At 50.0% G+C, this 20758-nt stretch carries 15 protein-coding genes; 1 reads left to right on the top strand and 14 read right to left on the bottom strand.

Annotation, left to right across the window (positions count from 1 at the left end; translation table 11 throughout):
• Positions 1-617: 617 nt before the first annotated feature.
• From PSH90_RS08530 to PSH90_RS08550, 5 genes are all read right to left on the bottom strand, one after another.
• Positions 618-1580, bottom strand: a complete 963-nt coding sequence (locus PSH90_RS08530; protein WP_160768073.1) for an ATP-binding protein — start codon at positions 1578-1580, stop codon at positions 618-620.
• The gene (locus PSH90_RS08535) at positions 1577-3463 is read right to left on the bottom strand and encodes a DDE-type integrase/transposase/recombinase (RefSeq protein WP_305382519.1); all 1887 of its coding nucleotides are present in this window, start codon (positions 3461-3463) and stop codon (positions 1577-1579) included. Before PSH90_RS08535 ends, PSH90_RS08530 begins: the two co-directional genes overlap by 4 nt.
• On the bottom strand, positions 3456-4118 hold the full coding sequence (locus tag PSH90_RS08540) for a TnsA endonuclease N-terminal domain-containing protein (RefSeq protein ID WP_160768071.1): 663 nt from the start codon (positions 4116-4118) through the stop codon (positions 3456-3458). Before PSH90_RS08540 ends, PSH90_RS08535 begins: the two co-directional genes overlap by 8 nt.
• 795 nt (positions 4119-4913) lie before the next feature.
• Complete coding sequence (locus tag PSH90_RS08545) at positions 4914-5306, bottom strand: DNA-binding protein (RefSeq protein ID WP_160768070.1); 393 nt, start codon at positions 5304-5306, stop codon at positions 4914-4916.
• A gap of 362 nt (positions 5307-5668) precedes the next feature.
• Positions 5669-6805, bottom strand: a complete 1137-nt coding sequence (locus PSH90_RS08550; protein ID WP_160768069.1) for a hypothetical protein — start codon at positions 6803-6805, stop codon at positions 5669-5671.
• Positions 6806-7119: 314 nt separating this feature from the next.
• On the opposite strand from PSH90_RS08550, the gene PSH90_RS08555 reads away from it, so the two are divergent.
• A complete protein-coding gene (locus PSH90_RS08555; protein WP_122882100.1) occupies positions 7120-7755 on the top strand; it encodes an antitoxin Xre/MbcA/ParS toxin-binding domain-containing protein in 636 nt (211 codons plus the stop codon).
• 25 nt (positions 7756-7780) lie between these two features.
• On the opposite strand, the gene PSH90_RS08560 is transcribed toward PSH90_RS08555, so the two are convergent.
• The 9 genes from PSH90_RS08560 to PSH90_RS08600 form a co-directional block, all read right to left on the bottom strand.
• The gene (locus PSH90_RS08560; RefSeq protein WP_160768068.1) at positions 7781-8392 is read right to left on the bottom strand and encodes an HAD family hydrolase; all 612 of its coding nucleotides are present in this window, start codon (positions 8390-8392) and stop codon (positions 7781-7783) included.
• A gap of 1051 nt (positions 8393-9443) precedes the next feature.
• Complete coding sequence (locus tag PSH90_RS08565) at positions 9444-10013, bottom strand: helix-turn-helix transcriptional regulator (protein WP_160768067.1); 570 nt, start codon at positions 10011-10013, stop codon at positions 9444-9446.
• A gap of 87 nt (positions 10014-10100) precedes the next feature.
• Complete coding sequence (locus PSH90_RS08570) at positions 10101-10742, bottom strand: response regulator transcription factor (protein WP_122611423.1); 642 nt, start codon at positions 10740-10742, stop codon at positions 10101-10103.
• Entirely contained in the window at positions 10739-13828 is a 3090-nt protein-coding gene (locus PSH90_RS08575; RefSeq protein WP_236248980.1) for a sensor histidine kinase, read from the bottom strand. The genes PSH90_RS08570 and PSH90_RS08575 overlap by 4 nt, the downstream gene beginning before the upstream one ends.
• Positions 13779-14543: an alpha/beta fold hydrolase gene (locus PSH90_RS08580; protein ID WP_160768066.1), complete on the bottom strand. Its 765-nt coding sequence runs from the start codon at positions 14541-14543 to the stop codon at positions 13779-13781. The genes PSH90_RS08575 and PSH90_RS08580 overlap by 50 nt, the downstream gene beginning before the upstream one ends.
• 182 nt (positions 14544-14725) lie before the next feature.
• Entirely contained in the window at positions 14726-16708 is a 1983-nt protein-coding gene (locus PSH90_RS08585; protein ID WP_160768065.1) for an amidohydrolase, read from the bottom strand.
• Between the two features lie 1079 nt (positions 16709-17787).
• Entirely contained in the window at positions 17788-18474 is a 687-nt protein-coding gene (locus PSH90_RS08590) for a hydrolase (protein WP_122611427.1), read from the bottom strand.
• Positions 18475-18968: 494 nt separating this feature from the next.
• A complete protein-coding gene (locus tag PSH90_RS08595; protein ID WP_122611428.1) occupies positions 18969-19598 on the bottom strand; it encodes a LysE family translocator in 630 nt (209 codons plus the stop codon).
• A gap of 490 nt (positions 19599-20088) precedes the next feature.
• Positions 20089-20391, bottom strand: a complete 303-nt coding sequence (locus PSH90_RS08600) for a helix-turn-helix transcriptional regulator (protein ID WP_122611429.1) — start codon at positions 20389-20391, stop codon at positions 20089-20091.
• Between the last annotated feature and the right edge of the window lie 367 nt (positions 20392-20758).

A 20758-nucleotide genomic window follows, 5' to 3' on the forward strand; every position in this document is an offset into this window, starting at 1 on the left:
GTCGGGTTGGCGCGCTATCCAAAGGGATTCGCATATGATCGCCATTTTGGTTAACGATGATAATTCCTTTATATATGAACCAGTCCCGAAAACTTGTACTCTGCTTTTGTCGACGACAATAGCTGTTTCGCAAGGGGCAGTTCTTCTTTCATATCCGCACGCACAATATAATAAGTTAGCATTGGTCCATGATTCTTTTTTTTGGCATTGAGGACATTGAGTTATGCATTTGATCATGTGTATGGGGCAATGCTCTATATTTTTTACGTCCGAAAATATCGTGATCAATTCTTCAAGCAGGCACTTTGGGCAATATCTAAATGTTCTCGTAAACTGTTGCCGAGTCAAGCTCACATCATCTATCCCCCAATAAGAATCGGCGCAGGGGTGAGTAGAGTAAATGAATTTGTCGAATGAGATATCCGGAAACTCTGATAGAAAATGCACAAACAGCGGAGAGCGTTCTGTTAACAACTCAAGAGTGTCGTGAGGGCATGGTGTGTTTAGAGCAAAGCACAAGGACGAAAGTGTATTATATCCATTATGTAGTGCTGTGCGCATGAGCAGCCCTTTTGGGCTTTCCCACTGTTGAGGGATACCTACATAACACAAGGTGTTCACGATTTACTCCCTGTGGCGCTATTCTTAGATTTTAGTGCGATCTTAAGCTGGGCGGGGGACATGCGGAAATAGTTTGGACTGCAGCAAAATGCAAGGTCATCAGCAGCTTCGGCGAAATCATTAAGAGTTAGAGTGTGATCACCCCTGAGTAAAGAAATCCGAAAACCATCATGCAGTAGGTTACTTAATTTCCGGAAATTTCCTTGGGTTGAGAGATAAACAGCGATATAGTGATTCGGGTCAGTTAGGTGGATAAATTTTTGCAAATCTCCTAGTCTAATTAATTCTTTTTGCAAACCAGAAAGTATACCGATGAAAGAGGAAGATGAGGTTTCCTCTGTGATGGGCAGTATTTTCAGTTTCGCCCGATATGGGAATCGGTCGCTCAGCTCCTGAATCATATTCACGATGGTTTCTCCAGCCGAAGTTCCCGATAGTAAGAAAGGAACTCCTGACTTGTTTAGAAGTATGCTTATCCAACTGCAAAGTGAGTATTTTGTTTTTGATTGACCTTTTTCAGCAATATGGTGGAAGTCGTCTAATATCACTAATTTGACTTGCATTATGTCAAGTCTTTCGATTATTAGCGTTTCCAAGGTCGTAACGCTTTGATGGTCATTGGGGTTTGCACCTAGCTCTCTAGCTAGAACCATTGACAAACTTTTGATCGTGGCAGACTCAGGAAGCTCAACATATAAACAAGGCTTAACAATATGCTCGCACCTAACGTCTCTGACTTTTCGCGCGTAGCCCAATTGTTTTTCTATCATACGACATAGACGAGTTTTGCCCACGCCGGTTGAGCCGATTAGCATGGCTGACGCTGGATCTTTTCGATGGCGGGTAGTGTCAAAGCACTTTGTTATCAGACGCATCGCTTCGCAGAAGTCAGGGTAGAGAATAGTATAGGCAGCAAGTGTCTCCAGAATTTCATCGGTATTCACAATTGTCGAGGTCATAAAGTTTCTCCTTTAAAAACCGGTATGACGTCTACACTACCTATATCAGCAAGATCAGATGTCAAAGAGGCTTCGGGATCATATGATGGTTCGGTTAAAGGAGTCGTTCTACGTTTTCTTTTTCTACGTTCGGATCGAGAGTCTTCATACTCCTCGGCCATGCTTTGTCGCAGGAGAAGCAATGCTAGGTCAGCATCGCTATCATCGAATTCGTGGCCTTCTTCCAAGAAGTGACGGCGCAACAATTCATGCTCTGTGAGAGTCAGGCCATTTTGGTACTCTGGTTGTGTAGCGTATGCGCGTTCGGGATTACGTGGATTGTCAGGATGAGCTACCCAGATTTCGCCTAAATTTAAAGGACTGAAATAGCAAATTGCTTTTTGTCCACGCCTTAAGTTCGACCGAATTTCTGGAAGGCCGGGGCCATACCAACTCATGGACAAAAAATGTACTCGCCCCGCAGCGCTGATGTTCGCCCTTCTTACGATTCTGCATAGCGCATCGAGATCCTCTTCCGTAAATTTCTCAGGGAGTAAGTGATTTTTTATCGCACGCTGCCATGCAACAGCGGGAGGCATATTTAACGCCCGATGTTTTTTTTGGTGATATACGCGCTCTAACCAGAATTCGAAATGACGGCGCATGCTTTCTTCTGTGAACGTAGCTTCTCGTTCATTAGCGTAATACATGCGTAACGATAAGTCGGCATTCGTCGCCCCTGCTTGCTCGTGAAGCCAAGCTTCAAACGTACCAAAAAAACGTTCTTCGCGGGCACGTGCGTTCGGTGTATATGGAGGGCCACGATCAAAAAGGATATTTAGGCGATCTAAGAAATATTTGGTTGTTGAATTGTTAAACTCCGAACCATTGTCACTATGTATAAAGATGGGCTTACCCCGTATCTGTTCTTCGCCCGGCACAGCTATTAGTGCTTTCTTTAAAGCTCGAATCGTTTTTTCTGCACAGGGGTATGTAGCGGATAGCTCCCACCCAATTACACATCGCGTTTTGATTTCTAGGATGACGGTGAGCCATAAAATCCTACCTAGACAGTTACCATCTTTATCATTTATATCTATCTTTAATAGGTGGCTGTCTATTTCCGCAGAATCCAAAAGCTCTTCAGGTTCCTCGCTGCATTTGCTTGAGTGATGAGCTTTTTTTACATAGTCTCGGCCATGGCGTATTTCATCGCTGGTAATTTTACAGAGATTAAGTGCTTTTCTTCTAACCGTTGAGAGGGAAGGCGCTTTTAGTAGAACTGTCGAATATCCTTCTCTTCGGCGATTGATGATTGTGATCTGAGCGTGGATGTAGCTGTGCAATGTTTTAAATCCTATGCGACGTGTCGATAGGTAGTACTCTTTGATCAGATCATGAATGACTGTTTCTACATCTGGTTGTAAGCGTTTGCCGCGCGGCAGGAAGCTTCGATCTTTCAGTAAAGAGAAACGGTCGCAGTTGTGCTTCTTGTATTCCTTCGTCCAGGCGTAAAGAGTGCTATAACTTGGGGGTTTTGGATCGCCTATGCTACGACCTAGGTCGGATATAAGATCAGTTGTTGCCTTTATTGGAAGCGTGCCTCCTAATTGTTTGATTGCTGCCTCAACGTAAGTAAATTTACGTTTCGCTGAGATTACCGCTGGGTCGCTAGGATTGGTGAAAGCTAGCGCTTTAGATCCTAAGCCCGGTGAATTTGCAAACTGGACGATAGATCGGAGCGAAATTTCATGTGCCATTCTTTCAAAGGTCAGAGATATTGTGTGCAGCCTTTCTAAATCCCTTAAAGTTACGATTTCGTCGTCGACGTGTATAACCGCCATTACTCGCCCATTAACCACATATTGACTTCCGATGGTCGGAGCCGGCGGTTCATTACGCATGTTCCGGCCTCCAATCTATTAAAAGGCTTGGTGTTAATTTTTGAGTCAAATCAACAACCAGTCGTCCCAAAAGAATGTTATAAAAAATCGTAGATGCGTGCGGGGCGGCGTTATCTTGAATCAGCTCACCGAGAGTGGCCGGCCATGATCGTTGCCGTATGTAGTAACAAAAATGTGCTTGTTGTTGATCGCTGCTGTTCCTGCAACGGCTATACACTGCTTTTAACGTCATAAACTCAGGAGAGCCAGTTATGCTCAGTTTATCGTGCTGTTGGAAGCTCCATCCTTCCTGGATGCATAAATTATTAAAGCTTTCAAGTTTTATGATTCGGTTTAAGCATTGTTTAGTGAAGTCGTATTTTACCTCAGTGAAATAACTACCCCCATCGTTAGTGATGACAAGAAAGTCGGGTGTATAGCGATAAAGCTGGTTGTCGTCGATCCAGGTAAATGTGTGTGGCTGTGCATAGTACCTGAGCACTTGCGGATAATATTCTAACCAAATGCAATAAGATGACTCTAGAATCGCTTCGCATTCAATCGAGCGACCGTTTTTTAAGGACGGAAAATTAACGATAAAATTCTGACGCCGGCGCGGAAGCGACTGACGTACCGGGCTATTTTCGAGAATCATAGGCTTCGAGGTGATGATCATAGGAGATCCCCACTAAGACATCCGATGTTCCATCAAGTATGGAAACATAGGTTCGTACTTTGTGCCTCATAAGAATCCCGCTTGCCGTCAACGCCTTGTAGTCGTGGATCAGTAACTGCATGGGTAGGGTTTCTGGGTTCAAAAAGGGGCCGTTTCAAATTCGATAAATATTGGGTGCAGAATTTATATTTCACGAACGTCTACCAAGGACTATGACTATTCTTACACATTCTTACGTTTCTTCCACTACCAAGCGACAATCGGTAAATCGCTAATAAATACAATTAGATAACAGACGATAGGAGGAGGTTTTTCACCAATATTGAACGTAACGTACACCTGCCTGACGAAACCGCCAGCGGTGCAGGGTATGGCTCGATTTGATGTGTTGACACTTTTTCGGCAGTAGTGGCACGCCTAAGCTAGTGCACCTCGTACGCTCTCTAGCTCATTCAAGATATGAGTTTGATCCTTACCCTTGGGCTTGGCTTGCTGATGGAAGCCATCATTCGTGGAAAAAAAGACTTATGCCGACCCTATTTAAACGCTCGATAAGACGTATGTAAGCTTCGGAGAGGGTTTGCAAAATAGCTAAGCGTATGTAGTTAAAACGCTCGATGCTATGCGCCTTGCCGAATTTGGATCTTCGGGTAGTGGATAGTTTGAACTGAAAAGAATTTCTGTACTGTACTTGGCTGAAGGTTACTTCAATGTGCGTCTTTGATAGCGCATTGGATGTGGTAGTGCGCGCCTCTATTTTAATGGCATGAGTGATCAATTTTCATATTTTGCATCTTATATTGCTGTTTGTTTTTTTTGTATTAGTAACTTTAGTTCCGAGTTTTCTCGCTTAAGTTGCTCGTTTTGGCTTCGGGCCTCTATTAGCTCCTCTGCTAACTGATTTTTTTCGAGAGCGAACTTAGTTTCCGCAGCTCTCAATTTATCGGTTGCCTCTTGCTGGAGTTCTTTGCTTATTTCGTTAATCAAAACAAGTAATGGTGCAGATAAACGATCGAAAGTTGTCTTCGGTGGTTCTTCGAGTTCTTTGAGATAACGAGAGATAGTGGAGTTCGAGCCTGTATCCCCTAGCGCAATCCGGACCGCATAGATGCTTGGGTGTAGGCCTTGAGCGATCAAATCCGCTTTTGCTTTTTTGACCATTTGTTTGGTGATGCCGCCTCGTCCCATCTCACCTCCTACAATTTCGTACTGTATTACGTTCCATTAAATTACAGGTTAAAAATACAGCTCGTTAAACGCTTGCTCGGAGTAACTTTGAGGCGTGATAATTCAAAGTTATCTCATGTGATGACCACTCATCGGATTTTCACTTGGTCAGACTCATACTGTTTGAGCGGTTTGAATCATTTCTGCACAGCCCGCACCACAGCAATACGGTTAAGCAAGTAGGAGGAGCGGCTGCATCTCCTACTGCGCGAATTACAACGAATAATATAACGATACCGCAGTTTTGCACGGTTTAATTGGGCCGGCGGGAGAGTGCGCCCACGCACCATGTGACGTCTCAAAGGGAGCCTCCTGTTTCCAGGCTAAGCGGCGTTCTTTGACGCTTCGGGCTTGCGAGGCATGCGGATGGCTTTGCCACCCTTCGTAGTGACGCAGTACGCTGATTCGGCAGGCCAGTCCTTGAGCTTGGTTTTGATCAGCTTGATGGGGCAGAGAAGCAAGACATCGCCAAAGGAGAAAAGGGGAAACGCTGAAATGAGCGGTTGATTGCGCACGCTTTCCACCGCCCCCCAGATATCGGAGGAGAAGTCGTCAGCCGCGTAGATTTCAGTCAGCAAAAATTTGGCTTCAGATTGGTCGCGCACCTTCATCAGCGAGGCCGACGAATAGACGATGCTCTGAGAGCCGCCAGGGGAAATTCCTATCACGATGGGCAGGATCAGCAACGCCAATGCGAGGCATTGCGCAACACGCTTGAAAAGGTCCGCGCGGCTAACATAAAAGACCAAAGCCGGCATCAGGGGTAGGGCGGCTGAAAAAATGGATATAAACATGAGCTTGGTGATGGCTTCCGGTGAGTCCTCGCCCGTGTAACCTTTCAGAATCAGGCTCACCGGTAGGACCGCTGCAAACACTGCGCTCACCAAGACAAACATCAGCATCACCAACAGAAAAATTCTCGATCCTTTGCTATTGGCTTTTCCTGGTGTTGCCGCTGTCGCGCAGAGATCTACGGCCAGTCTGAACTTCGGGCTCAAATGAAGCGACCATATCGTAATAACCACGAAGGAAATGAGAAAGCCAAGCCTACCTAGATCATCCAACTGCTGCACCTTGAACACCAAAGCCATCAAGACCGCGATGCCCAGAAAAACCGGTAACAGTAGCAGTTTCACAATATCGGATTGCAGACTGGGACTTTCGTTGAACAATGACACGGCCAAGCCAAACAGAATCCCAGTGGTCATCAAGACAAGAAAGTAGGCGGTTACCACGAGCGCGACGATGACCAGCCAAGTCACTAGATCCGATTTCGCCGATAGCGCGGCGGCCATCAGATCAGGTCGTCCAATGGCTGTTGTGTAATTAGATATCGTGTAGATTCCCAACAGCGTGCCGAGGCCGCCCAAAAGCACAGCGATCAGGACCCAGAAAGCTAGGATTCGTTTGAGGTTTTTCTTTAATGCTTGCTTGAAGTTGGGTTGCGCTTGATCTGACACGTTTGGCTTCTCTTGTGGACTAACGACGATGAATTGATGAGCAGGCTGACGGCCGCTATATCGCCTCCATCCGTCGTTTCTTGAAAAGATGCTCACGTGTGAGTTTTTCTAACGTCCATGCATTCTCCCTTTGCAGAGTCCTTGCGCAAATGACGCTTTTTCATCGGTCACGCTTTGCTCGTCGTGTGATCGTCAGCAATTTTTTTCCCCAAGCGGCAAGCAATTGCCTAGCGATACCAATGGTCTAGGCATGTGTATTAGACGTATTGCGAGCATACTCCAACGACTCGATCGTTGAAGCGAGCGCACGGACCATGAACGAAAAGAATCGCTGGTTAGTTGGGAGCGTTGATGCAGGGGATGGCAGCGGAGACATGATTGTCAATCTTCCTACTGATCTCCTTACCCAGGCTGGTCTCGGAATTGGCGACGAGCTAAGTGTTGAGGTAGAGAATGGTGTGGTTGTGCTACGCCCGATAGGCCACACCTCAGGTCTTCGGCCAACACCGGAATCTTCCAGGAACGCTTTCTACAGGACTTACAGATCGCTGCTTGAGACCTATTTGTGTATCCCCACTGAGGCCTCCGAGCTTGCCATCCATAAGACAATAGAGTCCGGTTTTTCAGCCGTCATCCTCAAGGCACTCTGTGATGAAGGGGTTCTAAGGATTGCAGACCGCGAATGGATCGTTTCAAGCAGAGTTTTCCGAGCTTATCTGAAGGATGATTTGCCCTTAGACGTTGCTGCCAGCGATCGCTTGTACCGTACGGTCCATATAGTTGCGATGGCTACTGCTGTTTTCGATGACTCCGAAAAAGCGGCTCGCTGGCTCAGTAAACCTCAATTCCATCTTACAGAAAAAACCCCGCTGGAATTCCTCCGAACTACTGTTGGCTTCCATCACGTCGAAGAAATGCTGATTCGCGTAAGTGAAGGATTGTATGGCTAAGGCTTCCTTCTAGCGAAGCGCATGATCACAAGCGAAAGCCCAGTACCTCAGCAGCAAATTGGTCGAGAGAGGAGTGGTTGCTTTGGAATTTTCGATCTAGCCAGAATCCTCGCATACCGAAGGCAGTTGGACCGTCGCAATCGCACTCCTTGGAGTCCCCGATCATCCACACTTCAGCTGGAGAACATGAAACAGCTTGAACCGCATGGCTGTATATCTTGAATGATGGCTTAACGTCGCCAACTTCAAAGCTGTAAGAGCAAGCATCCAGTGTTGGATAGAGGCGTTTTACGGCAGCTGCGTAGGGTTTCGCAAGGTTTGAACAGACCACCACCTTGATGTCCGCTTCTTGCAAAAGTCGAACGGCATGAAGGCCATCTGGGTAGGCTTGTATTTCAGCGAGCTCACGATTAAGGCCTTCCTCCAGACTCGCCATCACCGAGGGGGCGACGTTTATCCCAAAAAAATCAGCCGCCTGGCGAAGATCCATAGGTGAAGATAGGATGATTTCTGCATCGCTCGGTTGGGGGCGCCGTCCTTGCTCAATCCCGATTTTGAGGATTTTTCGATAAGGGCTACTGCCTTTGTGAATTTTTATGAGGGTGCCGAAGGCGTCGAAGATAACTGCAAGGGGCATAGCAACTCCGGTTCTCATCAAACGACGCTTGCGGGCGTGATTTTTCATTTTGGGCGGATGAGTGCGCTCCGAACCAGAGGAGGCTTTTCTTTGAAAGTGCGGTCAAGACAATTCTAAGCGCTCCTACCCCAAGGCTAGCAGGTTGCTTCGATAGAGCCATTTGCCAAAAGGGGTGAAAATCTAAACCTCTTATTAGGGACTACGAACCGGTCATGTCACACGTTTGGGATGCGCAAATAGCATTCGAGTACCTCGGGCGTAAGCTGGCCGTGAAGTTTGATTAGGAAAAGCCTGCAATGATTCTCCCGTGGCAGCACACATGATCGAGGATGGTCGCACCGGGTCTCGATGACAGTGTTGCCGATCTGCCAGGGCCATGGCCTGACTATCATGACGTGCTTGCTGAAACAATGACAGTCGCCGAGCGTTGGATAGATAGGCAACTCCCCTGAGCATTGTGCTGAGTATTCAAAGCACCAATTGCGTGCCACGCTCTAGGGGCAGAAACAACGGCTCCTAGTCCCTGACATCTCCGACATCGGACGCGTGTCCCCACCGACAATGATTTTCGGTTTAAAGCTCATCAACACTTGCTTGATCTCGATGTAACAACCGATCAGTTTATGATGCTGGTCGTGGCTGACGAGTTTTCCGGTGCTCGCTAGCAAGAAGCTGTGCTACGCCAGAAATTGGCTCACGAAGCATGGAGCTCTATCCTAATAGGTGTTTTTCCACTAGGCGTAACTTCGAGGCGTCATTTGTATAACTAATTAGGCCCATAAGGCGCGCAGTTGGAAATTAAAAACCATAGGAGAATGCATGAAAATTTACGACCTCGCGAAGCGCCTATGCAGGCGCACCTGCATACCTAATTCGTCTTTGATTATCATGAGCGACGCTTAATTATCGTCTATCCAGACTAGGGGAGGCGTCTTCATGAAATGGTTAAGCTTTTGATTAAGTTTAGTTATAAGGTGGGTTTTCAATTATTTCTCGGATATCCAATTAGGCTGAGCCTCATCCCGAGGCCTTATCGATGATATATTCACATTTAACTGATCGAGAGATGGGCGTCGGTGTGAGCGCGTCGCTGCCTCCACACTTGGGGGCTCATACCTATCTCGCGACGGAAAGTACGACAAAAGTGTGATTGGTCACAGAAGCCGTGAGCATGAGCGATATCTGTTAGGGGCTGGTCGGTGTCCAGCATCATTCTACGCGCCGCCGCGAGACGCATTCGCGCTACATAGACTCTGGGGGTGACTCCGAAAGTGTTCTTGAATAAGTGACAGAAGTGACTGGTGCTCAGACCGAGGAGGGCAGACAGGTTGTAGATTCGGATGGGTAACTCTAAATGATGATCGATGTAATCGTTTAAATTCCTCATCTGCCGGCGGCTGAGCTTGCCCGGCTGATCAAAGTTACGATTCTTCGCCGAATTCTCCTGACGTAGTAGCTCCATAGCGTTGTCCAAGAACAGGTAGGCCCTTTGCGTATCTTCGTTCAGAGAAGCCTGAGCCTCACCGAGGAGGAGGCTGATTTTCAGAAGTGTTTGAAGGTTGCAACCGGCATTATGCTGGCAGTCGTGCATATCTTCACTCGTATTTCCGCGCGCGCCCATACGAAGTCTCCCATCTTGTTATAGATGTGGAGCATGGTTTTTTTTTGCGTCGACGCACAGCTCACAAAGAGTAAGATCGATGCAACACTAAAGTATGGTCCAGGCTTCCAGAATGCCGCGCTGTAAACCAATAGCTACGGCATGCGTACGATTTTTTGCTCCCAGCTTGTCCATAATCAGGCGCATGTGGCCTTTTACCGTGTCTTCAGTGATGCAAAGTCGCTTCGCAATTTCGCGGTTCGATAGGCCGCGCGCTGCAACATGCAGAACTTCGACCTCGCGCGGTGTTAGGCATTGCTGGCCGATATGCGCGGCTAACTCGGTGGCAATTTCCGCGGGAATATGACGTTTGCCGGCAGCTAGATGGCGGATAGTCTCAACCAGCTCCTTGCGAAGGCTACTTTTGAGCAGGTAAGCCAACGCTCCTACCTGTAGGGCATGAAGGGCACGCACATCGCCACTGTATGTAGTGAGAATTGCAATGCGTGCGTCAGGGTATTCGCTGCGAATGGCTTGAATGCTCTCGATTCCGTTCATGCGTGGCATCTGTAGATCCATCAAGGTTACATCCGGACGGAGGCGGCGGAAGCAGTCTAAAGCCTCGCGGCCATCGCAAGCTTCGCCCACCAATTCAATATCGTCCTCAGTCGCAATGACCGCAGCGATGCCCTCGCGCATTAAAGGGTGGTCGTCGGCGACTAGAACACGAATACGGTTTTCGGCTGTCATCGGTGCGAGCTCCTTGCGAGTATTTTCCAGTCCAACCAGCGGCGTCGACGAGTTTGCCGTTGGCAGTATGCCAGCGCTCCTGGGAGGGTCAGGTGAACGTTGCTGCCTCGCTCCGGAGCACTGTGAACGCTGAGAGTACCGCCAATCTTTGCAGCGCGCTCGTACATGCCTTTCAACCCCCAGCGCTCAGAGGGTTCAGCTTTTTGTTGATCAGCGAGAATGCCACACCCGTTGTCGATCACCTGTAGCTCGAACTGGCGAGTGTGATAGTCCAGCTGAACCCTTACCATACTTGCCTGGGCGTGGCGAAACGCGTTGTTAATCGCTTCTCGAGCCAACTGGTAGACTTCGTCGTAGACCACAGGGTGGAGTCCGTTCGGCTCGCCGATGACCACCACCTCGTAGGCAATATTCTGATGACTCAGCAAATGCTCTAGGTCCCGCAACGCCGATGGCAGATCGACAGTAACATGCTGCACAAAGCGTAGGTCGCGCACTCGATCTCGTCCCTCTCGGATCATCTGGTCAGCGCGGTCCAGTGCCTTTTCTAACTGGCAACGGGCTAATTGGTCTGCGGGTAAGCTGTTTGCTACAGCCTGCACGTGCAATATCAACCCCTGCACGCCCTGCAGCAGAGTGTCGTGTAATTCTCGAGCGATGCGCTCTCGTTCTCCATGCCGCTCTTCTAAACGAGTCCGCAGGCTATCGGCCACAAGCCGCATATTAATGCCGTAGATCAGTCGCAGTAGGCCCAGCGTTGTGACTACCGCAACTAGTAGGAACATCGGGTGACGATAGAATGCCGGGGCGATAATGAAGTTCAACTCGGTGTCTTGTGCGCTAGGCACGCCATTCTGATTGAGCGCGCGAACTCTAAACCGGTATTCGCCGGTTGGCAGATCGTTATAAAGGGCTTCGCGCCTCAGGCCGGCGGTTTGCCAGCCGGTATCATATCCATCGAGGCGATACAGAAAATGCAAGCTATCCGATGCAGATAAGCTCAGTGCACTGTAATTGATCAGCAATTGCTGACTATCCGCCTGTAGCTCCGTTGATGACGTGAGAGGGACCGACTTGCCGTCCACTACCAGTGATTCAATGCGCACTTTGGGTGGTGCACTGGTCTGCATCGCGCGAGCGGGGTCGACGCCGACTACTCCTTTGCGGGTGACGAACCATAGGTGGCCTTGGCTTGTACGCACTGCTGTAGGCAATACCAGCACATGGTGGGGATCATTCGCAAGGCCGCCCTGCGGATCGTAATTGCGATAACGGATATGGTGCTCGGGGTTTACCAGCGCTTGTTGAACTTCACTTGCGGGTATTTGAAAAATGCCTCCTTGTCCCTGCAGCCAGAGGTCTTCGCCATCTACTACCGGTACAGGGATAATAGCGTAGAGGTTGTCGAATAATCGGTTATCAGGCAATTTCAGAGTCTGAAATCTCTCGCCATCGAAGCGCGCGAGACCATTCTGGCCACCAACCCAGCTATGGTCTGATGCGTGCGCCATAGCCGTTACATGGCCAACGTCAAGTCCTTCGTCTTTTCCCCAGCGACGTTCACCGTTTTTATCGTAGGTGACGATCAGATTATCGCGGTAACCAAACCAACGCTTTCCATCCCTCGCTAAACTAGCGCTGACAGGCATTTGCTGGGAAGGTTTTTCGCTCGAAGAAGGTAGTGCCTGCCAGCCCCCCCCTCGCAGTAGGAACAGGCCCCGACGGTTCAGCGATAACCATAGCTCACCCTGTTGATCGACTAACATTGCGCGCACCACGGAGTCCAGGCTGCTTCCGGGGGGAAGCTCAGTGACCTTCTCTAGGCGCTCGCCAGAACTGCGCCAAACGCCCTGCGGTCCGGCCATCCATACATGTCCCTGCGGGTCTTGAGCCGTCGCACTGATCGGCGTCTGCACCGGCAGGTAATGAATACCCTCACTGTCGAGGCGCATTATCGGCAGATTGCTGCTACCTGCCCAAAGCGACCCGTGACTATCGGCTACCAGCGCCAGATTGTGCGCGCTGGCGGGGAAGCCGGCAGGATGGAGGAGTTTGCTGCGCAGGCGGTCAAGACCACTTTGAGTACCAATCCAGAGGCTACCTTCGCTGTCTTCAAGCAGAGGGCGGGCAAAGTTCGAGCTAAGTCCGTCCACTGCGGAAAACCGCTCCAAATTAGCGAAGCTGTCATCCTTGAGTTTGTCCGGCTGAGCCACATAAAGCAGACCACCGCTGGTAGTGCTCAGCCAAAGCCCGCCTACTCGATCAAAAAGCAGTTGGTTGATTGATTCTCCAACCTTGATACGCCGAGCCAGCCGAGGCGTTTCGTTCAGTTCCACCTGAAGCAGATTCTCACTGCCACTCTCGATCAGCCAAAGCTTCCCATCGCTGGCCTGCGTCATATGAAGGGTGCGAATGCTGCGAACGCCGCTATCCTGAAGTACATGCGCGCCGCGTGCTAAGAAATATAGACGCTGTTCATCTGCGACCCATAACCTGCCGCTATTATCAACGATAAGACTGTGGGCATTTTTTCCAAGGAAGCCCTCAGATACTCCGACATGCTGCCATTGTTCGCCATCGAATCGCATGAGGCCGTCGTTGGCGGCAGCCCATAAGGAGCCGTCTGGCGTTTCCGCCAAAGCGTAAATTACCCCTCGTCCAAGTTTAAAACTCGTAGACGGTGCATCTCCATCCGGTATAAAGGAAATATGGCCGTTACGTTGACCTACCCACAGGCCATGTTGACTGGTCAGTAGGCTGGAAATTATGCCCAGATCCTGGCCGCTGGATGTTCGATAACGGCTGAAAGTGAAACCGTCGAAGCGGTATAGCGAATCGTGTGTGCCGAGCCACAGGTAGCCAGTCCGGGTTTGTGCAAGAGCGCCGATGTGGCTTGGACTGTCATCAGCAAGCGTCCAGCGACGATGTTCTAGTTGATCCAGGACGCGAGCTTCCGCCCATCCGCACACGCTATGACAGAGCAGGTATAAAGCTGCCAAGGCCGCCAACAAAGGACGGAAAGAAGGGATCAAGTGCCTAGAAGCGTTCAAGCTGATACTGCGCCCATTCAATGCCGTAATCGGCAAGTTTCTCCCAGCCGGGTTCGGCGATTAGCCAGTGGCTGTAGCCTGCAAACTGTTTGAACGTAGTAACAGCAACCGATTGCCGATGACGACGGTAGGTGGCGGCTACCGCGCTGGCTCGTACAATTCGGTTGCTGTCGCTAGCGATCAACAACAAGGGCGCACGTTTATCGTTGGCGAAGTTTACGCGAATGCCAATCCCCAGCGCGGCTTCGAAAACCACTCGTCCGGGCGCTGGTACGATTTGTCGTGCATAAGCGGCTCTCTGCTGTTCCAGCGTTAATGTCTGCGCCATATTGCGCGCGAAATGTTGCGGTGTCATGTGTAAAACTTTGCGCCAGCCGGCCCATTGCAACAGCCAAGGCCAGCTTCTGTATAAACTCAGCAGGTCGGCTCGTCGTGGTAGCGGTTCTATGGCAATTCCGGCCTGACCCAAGCCGCGGTCGAGGAGCATTTGCACCAGCAGCCCCCCTAGGTCATGACCGATCAACAGTGGCGGTTGTTCGAGACTGCGGATGTGTTTTTCATAGTGGGCGAGGATGGCGCTGATACCTAGTTGCTGAATTTTCTGCTCACCCTTTGCGTATGGCCTGCTTTGATCAAGAGGCCAAGGCGGCGCACTGCAGCAATAACCACAGGCTCGGAAACGACGCTGGAACGATTCCCAGATCGCAGGTGTGACCCAGATGCCATGGATGAACAGGGCTTGATGAGGCATTCGATACTTAGCCTTTCATAGGTTGCAGTCGGCAAATGCGGTCATCATGTAGCCGCATGTTGCTTCTCAACTTGCTGCGGTGCGCTTTCCACGGGCATCGGGAAATGATCAATGGGCACCGGCACGTTAACGTTCTGGAAGCGTCTAGCGGCCGCCTCAATACGTTGTTCGGCCGCTTATGTTCAGAAGGCAAAGCATGAGCACCCGAAAGCACCCCAGAAACCTCCATGGTCGCTTACCGGCACGTTGCTGCGGCGCGCACGCTCATGCTGGTGGGCATGTACTGCACAGGCTCCGATACACTGGTGGACGCTGGCGGCTAGAGGTGCTCTGTTTGGGCTCCAGTGACCGGGGACGAGCGCAACTGGCGACCAGTCCGGCATGACCGGTAGAGGCGGCGGGGCAAATTTGTCGAACTCGGACGCGGCATGTACTACCTTGCCACCTACCACAGTGAGTACCGACTCAATCCACTTGATTTGTTCTTCTTCGACACTGAAAAAATCACCTGATAGGGCAACCAGATCGGCGAGCTGACCGACACGGATCTGACCTTTTTTACCCTGCTCGCTGGAAAACCAAGCACTGCCGTGGGTGAACAGTTGCAGCGCGGTTGATCGCGGCAGACCTTGCGGGTAAAGCGTGGTGCCGCCGACGGTTTTGCCGCTTACCAGCCAATACATTGCGGTCCAGGGGTTGTAGCTGGCAACGCGGGTCGCATCAGTGCCGGCACCCACTGGCACGCCTTCGGCCAGCATGCGCTGAATAGGCGGTGTAGCTTCAGCGGCCTTCGCACCATAGCGGTCGATGAAGTACTCCCCCTGGAAAGCCATGCGATGTTGGATGGCGATGCCACCTCCGAGTGCGCGCACGCGTTCGATGTTTCGCGGGCTGATAGTTTCAGCGTGATCGAACAGCCAAGGCAGGCCATTAAACGGAATGTCACGGTTCACTTTCTCAAACACGTTGAGCATGCGGGTGATCGACTCGTCATAAGTTGCGTGCAACCGGAACGGCCAGCGCTGCTCTACTAGGTGACGTACCACTGGCTCTAGGTCGTCTTCCATGCTCGGTGCCAGGTCGGGGCGGGGCTCGACGAAATCCTCGAAATCGGCGGCAGAGAACACGAGCATTTCACCGGCGCCGTTGTGACGCAGGAAGTCGTTGCCTTGATGCAGTTTGACGCTGCTGGTCCAATTCTTGAAGTCGGTCAACTCTTCCTTCGGATGCTGGGTGAACAAATTGTAGGCAATACGTACGGTCAGATGGCCCTTGTCGGCCAGCTCCTGGATGACCTGATAGTCGTCTGGATAACTTTGGTAGCCGCCGCCAGCGTCGATGGCGCTGGTTACGCCTAGGCGATTTAGTTCGCGCATGAACTGGCGAGTGGAGTTAATCTGGTATTCCAACGGCAGCTTTGGCCCTTTGGCCAGAGTCGCGTACAAAATTAGCGCGTTGGGCCGGGCAATAAGCATACCGGTGGGATTTCCGCTGCCGTCGCGCTGGATCTCGCCGCCCGGCGGATTGGGCGTGTTCCGGTCGTAGCCTACCGCTCGCAACGCAGCTTGGTTCAGGAGGGCGCGATCATAGAGGTGGAGGACGAATACGGGAGTGCTAGGTGCAGCTTTGTTCAATTCCTCTATTGTGGGCATGCGTTTTTCAGCGAACTGGAACTCTGTCCAACCGCCGACCACCCTCACCCATTGTGGTGTGGGGGTACGGTCGGCTTGCTCTTTTAGCATGCGCAAGGCGTCAGCCAACGACGGCACACCTTCCCATCGTAGCTCCAAATTATAGTTGAGACCGCCGCGAATCAGGTGCAGATGTGAGTCGTTAATGCCGGGTATCACCGTACGTTTCTGCAAGTCGATTACTTGAGTGCTATCACCACGCAGGGCCATGGCCTCGGCGTCGCTGCCAACTACAATGAATCGGCCATCTTTGATTGCCACAGCGCTAGCCTCTGGTTGTTCGCGGTCAACTGTGTGTAAGCGACCGTTGTACAGAATTAGATCGGCACTTGTGCTGCTTCCTTGTGAATAGTTGGCTGAGTTGTCTGTCGTAGCAGCGAGGGGAAAAATTGGCCATAGGGCGCCAGCGGCGCCGAGCAGGCCGGCTGTGGCAAGGAATTGGCGGCGCTGTTCGTGAGAGGGAGGCTGGCTCATGGTCGATCCTCATAAGTTGATAAGTAAATTCGCTAGTCTGACTTGACGAAACATCAGTGCGAATTCCCTAACTATTCGCTGCAGGGGGCGCTGCTGAATCTCTTGCTGGCTATCGAATTTTTATGGATCGCTTAAAGTATCTGATGCAACGACTTGCTGTTTACAAATGCATCCCGAGCTTCAGCAGAGCGCCAAAATTGTTCGGCTGTCCAGGTCATCGGTTTTGAATGCTTAGGGTAGATTCGCAACGAGAGACATTCCCAGTCATTTAACATGCCCCACCCAATCGGCCAAGGTAAAGCCCAAGTGCTTCAGCAGCCGGTGCGAGCTGTAAGAAGAGAGTTATACTCATGACTGAAAATCTACGTGGAGGACCGATAACATCGACGCTGACATGGCATTCCCCTCATATTCGGGCAATTAGTCTCGGAGCCCGCAGATAGACTCAACCAACCAGCAAATAATCTCCTCGACAAGAGCATGGATAGATACAGCAAAAGCAACACAGTGCTTAGCGTAATCACTACGTTGCTTAGCACGTAACCGCCGAGCCAGATAAATTGATGTGTCAGTAGTTGCCACAACCATGGCACAAGGAGGCTTAACGGCATGACTACTAGACAAGCTACATTTGCCTCTTTCCAGCGCGGTGCCCGTCCAGATTGTGTTCTGAACCAGAACGTATGATTCTTGGTAGCTTTGAATCGTTCGCTCGCATGCGACATAGGCGCTACCTCAGTAACAAACTGATGGCGCTCTCCCGACTCTAGCCATTGCTGCGATTGCTCCAATCGAGCGAAGTGTAGTAGACAGGTGAGCTTCGCTAGGCTGGTTAGCAGACTGCGAACCACGTTCACGCCCAAGTGGCCCAGGCACCGGCTAGCTACAGAGACGATGCGTTTTAGCCAAACTTCGTAATCTGGCGCATGCCTCAGAAGAACCTGATGTCGCACTACTAAGGTCACAGTCTCCTCCTGCGGCTCGCTCATGTTTAAGTCCTGTTCAGAGTCTTGTTTTGTCGAGCCAGCCCCACACTCAAGGTCGACGCTGACTCGATAAAACTGTCCGCCGTTACTGGGTCAGATAGGGGCCGCAATCGGTGCCAGAGTTGGACCGTGTTGTACTCGCTCCGGAGCTTTGTGCACCATGGTGTAGGCGTAGTCAACGCCCATGCCATACGCGCCAGAGTGTTCCGACACTAAAGCCATTACTGCTTCATAGGTATCGCGGTTTTTCCAATCTCGCTGCCACTCCAGCAGCACCTGTTGCCACGTTACGGGTACCACCCCCGCCTGGATCATGCGCTGCATCGCGTAATCGTGAGCCCCCTGAGTGGTACCGCCTGAGGCATCGGCCACCATATAGATTTCGTATCCAGCATCATGGATAGCGGAAAGGGCAAAAGACAGGTTGCACACTTCGGTCCATAACCCAGAGACGATCACCTTGTTGCGACCGTTATTCTTCAATGCATCGCGTACTTTCTGATCATCCCAAGAGTTCATCGAGGTGCGCTCCAGCAGCGGCGCCTCTGGAAATACGGCGAGCAGTTCCGGGTAGGTATGGCCGGAAAAGCTTTCCGTCTCGACAGTAGTGATAATGGTAGGAACGTCGAAAATTTTGGCGGCCTTAGCCAAGCCCACTGTGTTATTTTTCAGCGTCTGCCGATCGATGCTCTGCACGCCAAACGCCATTTGTGGTTGGTGATCGATGAAGATCAACTGGCAGTTGTGCGGTGTGAGGAGTTCAGTTTTGGGATTGCTCATTTCGGTAACCTGTCTGTTATGTTGGGGTCCTTATCCAAGCGTCCTAATAGCTGTGGTTGTTAATCGGCCGCCGGTAGGTAATCGAATGATTGCCGAGCAGGCCTACGTTGCATTGGACCAATGTGTGATCTTGGGATCAGTTTGCGGTGATGAAAACAGTCAAGCGCACCCCTTGCACGGCGATGCATGGTTGGAACTTGGACCCGTTTTGGCGTCAAGTCGAAATTTTAAAGTGTAAGTGCGTAACCAAGGCGTTGAAAAAAAACTATTGGTACAGCTGTTTCTCATTGCTCGGAACAGCTGCCAACTAAGTCTGCCATTAACGTCCCTGAAAGAATATATTATTGGGTGAGCGTTTTTTGAAAAAAAAACTCAAGCGAATTATTGCGCGCGACTTAGCGAGCTGAAAATTTATGCGCTGGAGTTCACCAAGCACTCAGATTTATTTTCGAGTAAAGCGTGAGTAGTAATTGGAGTTTCACTGTAAGCACGGCTCAATCAAAAGCATGAAATCCCATTACTAGTCCAAAAAACATCGTCACACTACCCAGCGCACGTTTACTCCACAACAGTACATGAGACTCATCTAGCCATTTTTTCATTTTTTTCGAGGTGAGAGTGTAGGTGCTTGATAGTAAAAATTTGCAAAAGACGAAGATTAGAGTCATTAGAAACAACGCTTCGTTGTTTATTTCTTGGGCGCTTTCGATGAATTGTGGTAGTAGCGATAAGAACAATAACACTGTATTGGGGTTGCTAATTCCCGCAATGAACGATCTCACCCAAAGTACTGAGGTTCGCCCGTATATTACATGCTGCGCGCCGTTATTTTGACTACTACTCTTTTTTCGAAGTTGCTTAAGGCTTAACCACAAAATATAGACTGCACCAGTAAATTGCATAATTTTTAGAGCGTCTGGATGTGCCCATAATAATGAATTAATACCTAGCAATGAGCAGGCCGCGACTACCGTGGTGGCCAATACATCTCCGCTAAGAATCAACATGTCTCTGTTGGGGCTATGTACCAGTGCATGATTAACCAGAAATATCTTTGATGGCTTGGGAAAGCCAATCTGAGAAACGGCGATTAGTGTGAAAAGCACGTATTCTGTGAGAGGCATAGAAGATACCGATAGGTATGACCGTCGTGATCAGCGGAATTGAACCGGATAAAATACGCCGGGCTGAAGCCAAGGTTAATTAAGCTAATGAGGCACATGAGCGTTCTTGCAGATTCCATGGATAAACCTACGGAATTCTTTCAGTCAAATAACCTCACATTTCGACCTACATCGATAAAGCAAAAAATATACGTTGGTTTACTAACTCACTAATCTACGAATGGCTCCGAAGATAATTATTTGATCGGCAGCTATTACGTTCGATTCTGTAAAGTGAGTGATACGGTCAAATTTTGAGTGATCGCCATGCAAAAATTAGTGAAATATTTTGCTCGGATGTATCCGGACGTTACCCTGCTTTCGAAGCTGGCGAAAAATCGTCCCTGAGTTTGATCGATTCCATTCTGCATGTCGTTGAAGGTCATGCCACCAACACCGCCGTATCGATAAAAACAGATATTTAGATTTTTCGATTTTTAAGGTCAAATGTTTAAAGCTCTTTGCCTACAGCCTCTGCGAGCGCCTTAATGGCTGCTTCGTTTCGCTTGTAGTAGGTCCATTGTCCGATTCGCCTTACTTCGATTAAGCCGGCTCGTTGGAGAGTCGCAAGATAACCAGACACAGTTGATTGCGACAATCCTATGCCTTCTTGAATGCTGCTAACGCACACTCCCACTGTGTCAACGTCACCTTCATCCTGCGGAGGAAAGCTATTTGAGGGATCCTTCAGGCCTTTCAAAATTGCAAGGCGTGTAGGGTTTGAGAGAGCTTTGAATATTTCGATCAATTCCATTCCCTAATCATAACGACAATCCGCGATATGTCAATACGGAAAAGCGCATGATTGGTGCCCGTCTGCGCTGTAGCACCCTCGAGAATTTGCAAACGTCCCAAGGGGAATGGCTCGTATCGGCTCTAGGTCGCTGAGTCCCAGCGAGATGATGCAGGATTATTACCATGGGCGCTGTGCTCCCACACTTTTGAGGGGGGGGCACCACCCCCTTTATTAGCTTTCGATCACCTTTAGAGCAGTCGTATCATTTCAGTGTCGATTCTGCCTTGCAAGTTCGAAACAGAGCAGAGCACTCAGTGGAGCACAATATGCTTGTCGAATTGCTTGCTATTACCCAGCAGAATTCACGCCCTACTACACTCGCCTC

The organism is Pseudomonas sp. FP1762, assembly GCF_030687105.1.
Taxonomy (GTDB): Bacteria; Pseudomonadota; Gammaproteobacteria; order Pseudomonadales; family Pseudomonadaceae; genus Aquipseudomonas; species Aquipseudomonas siliginis.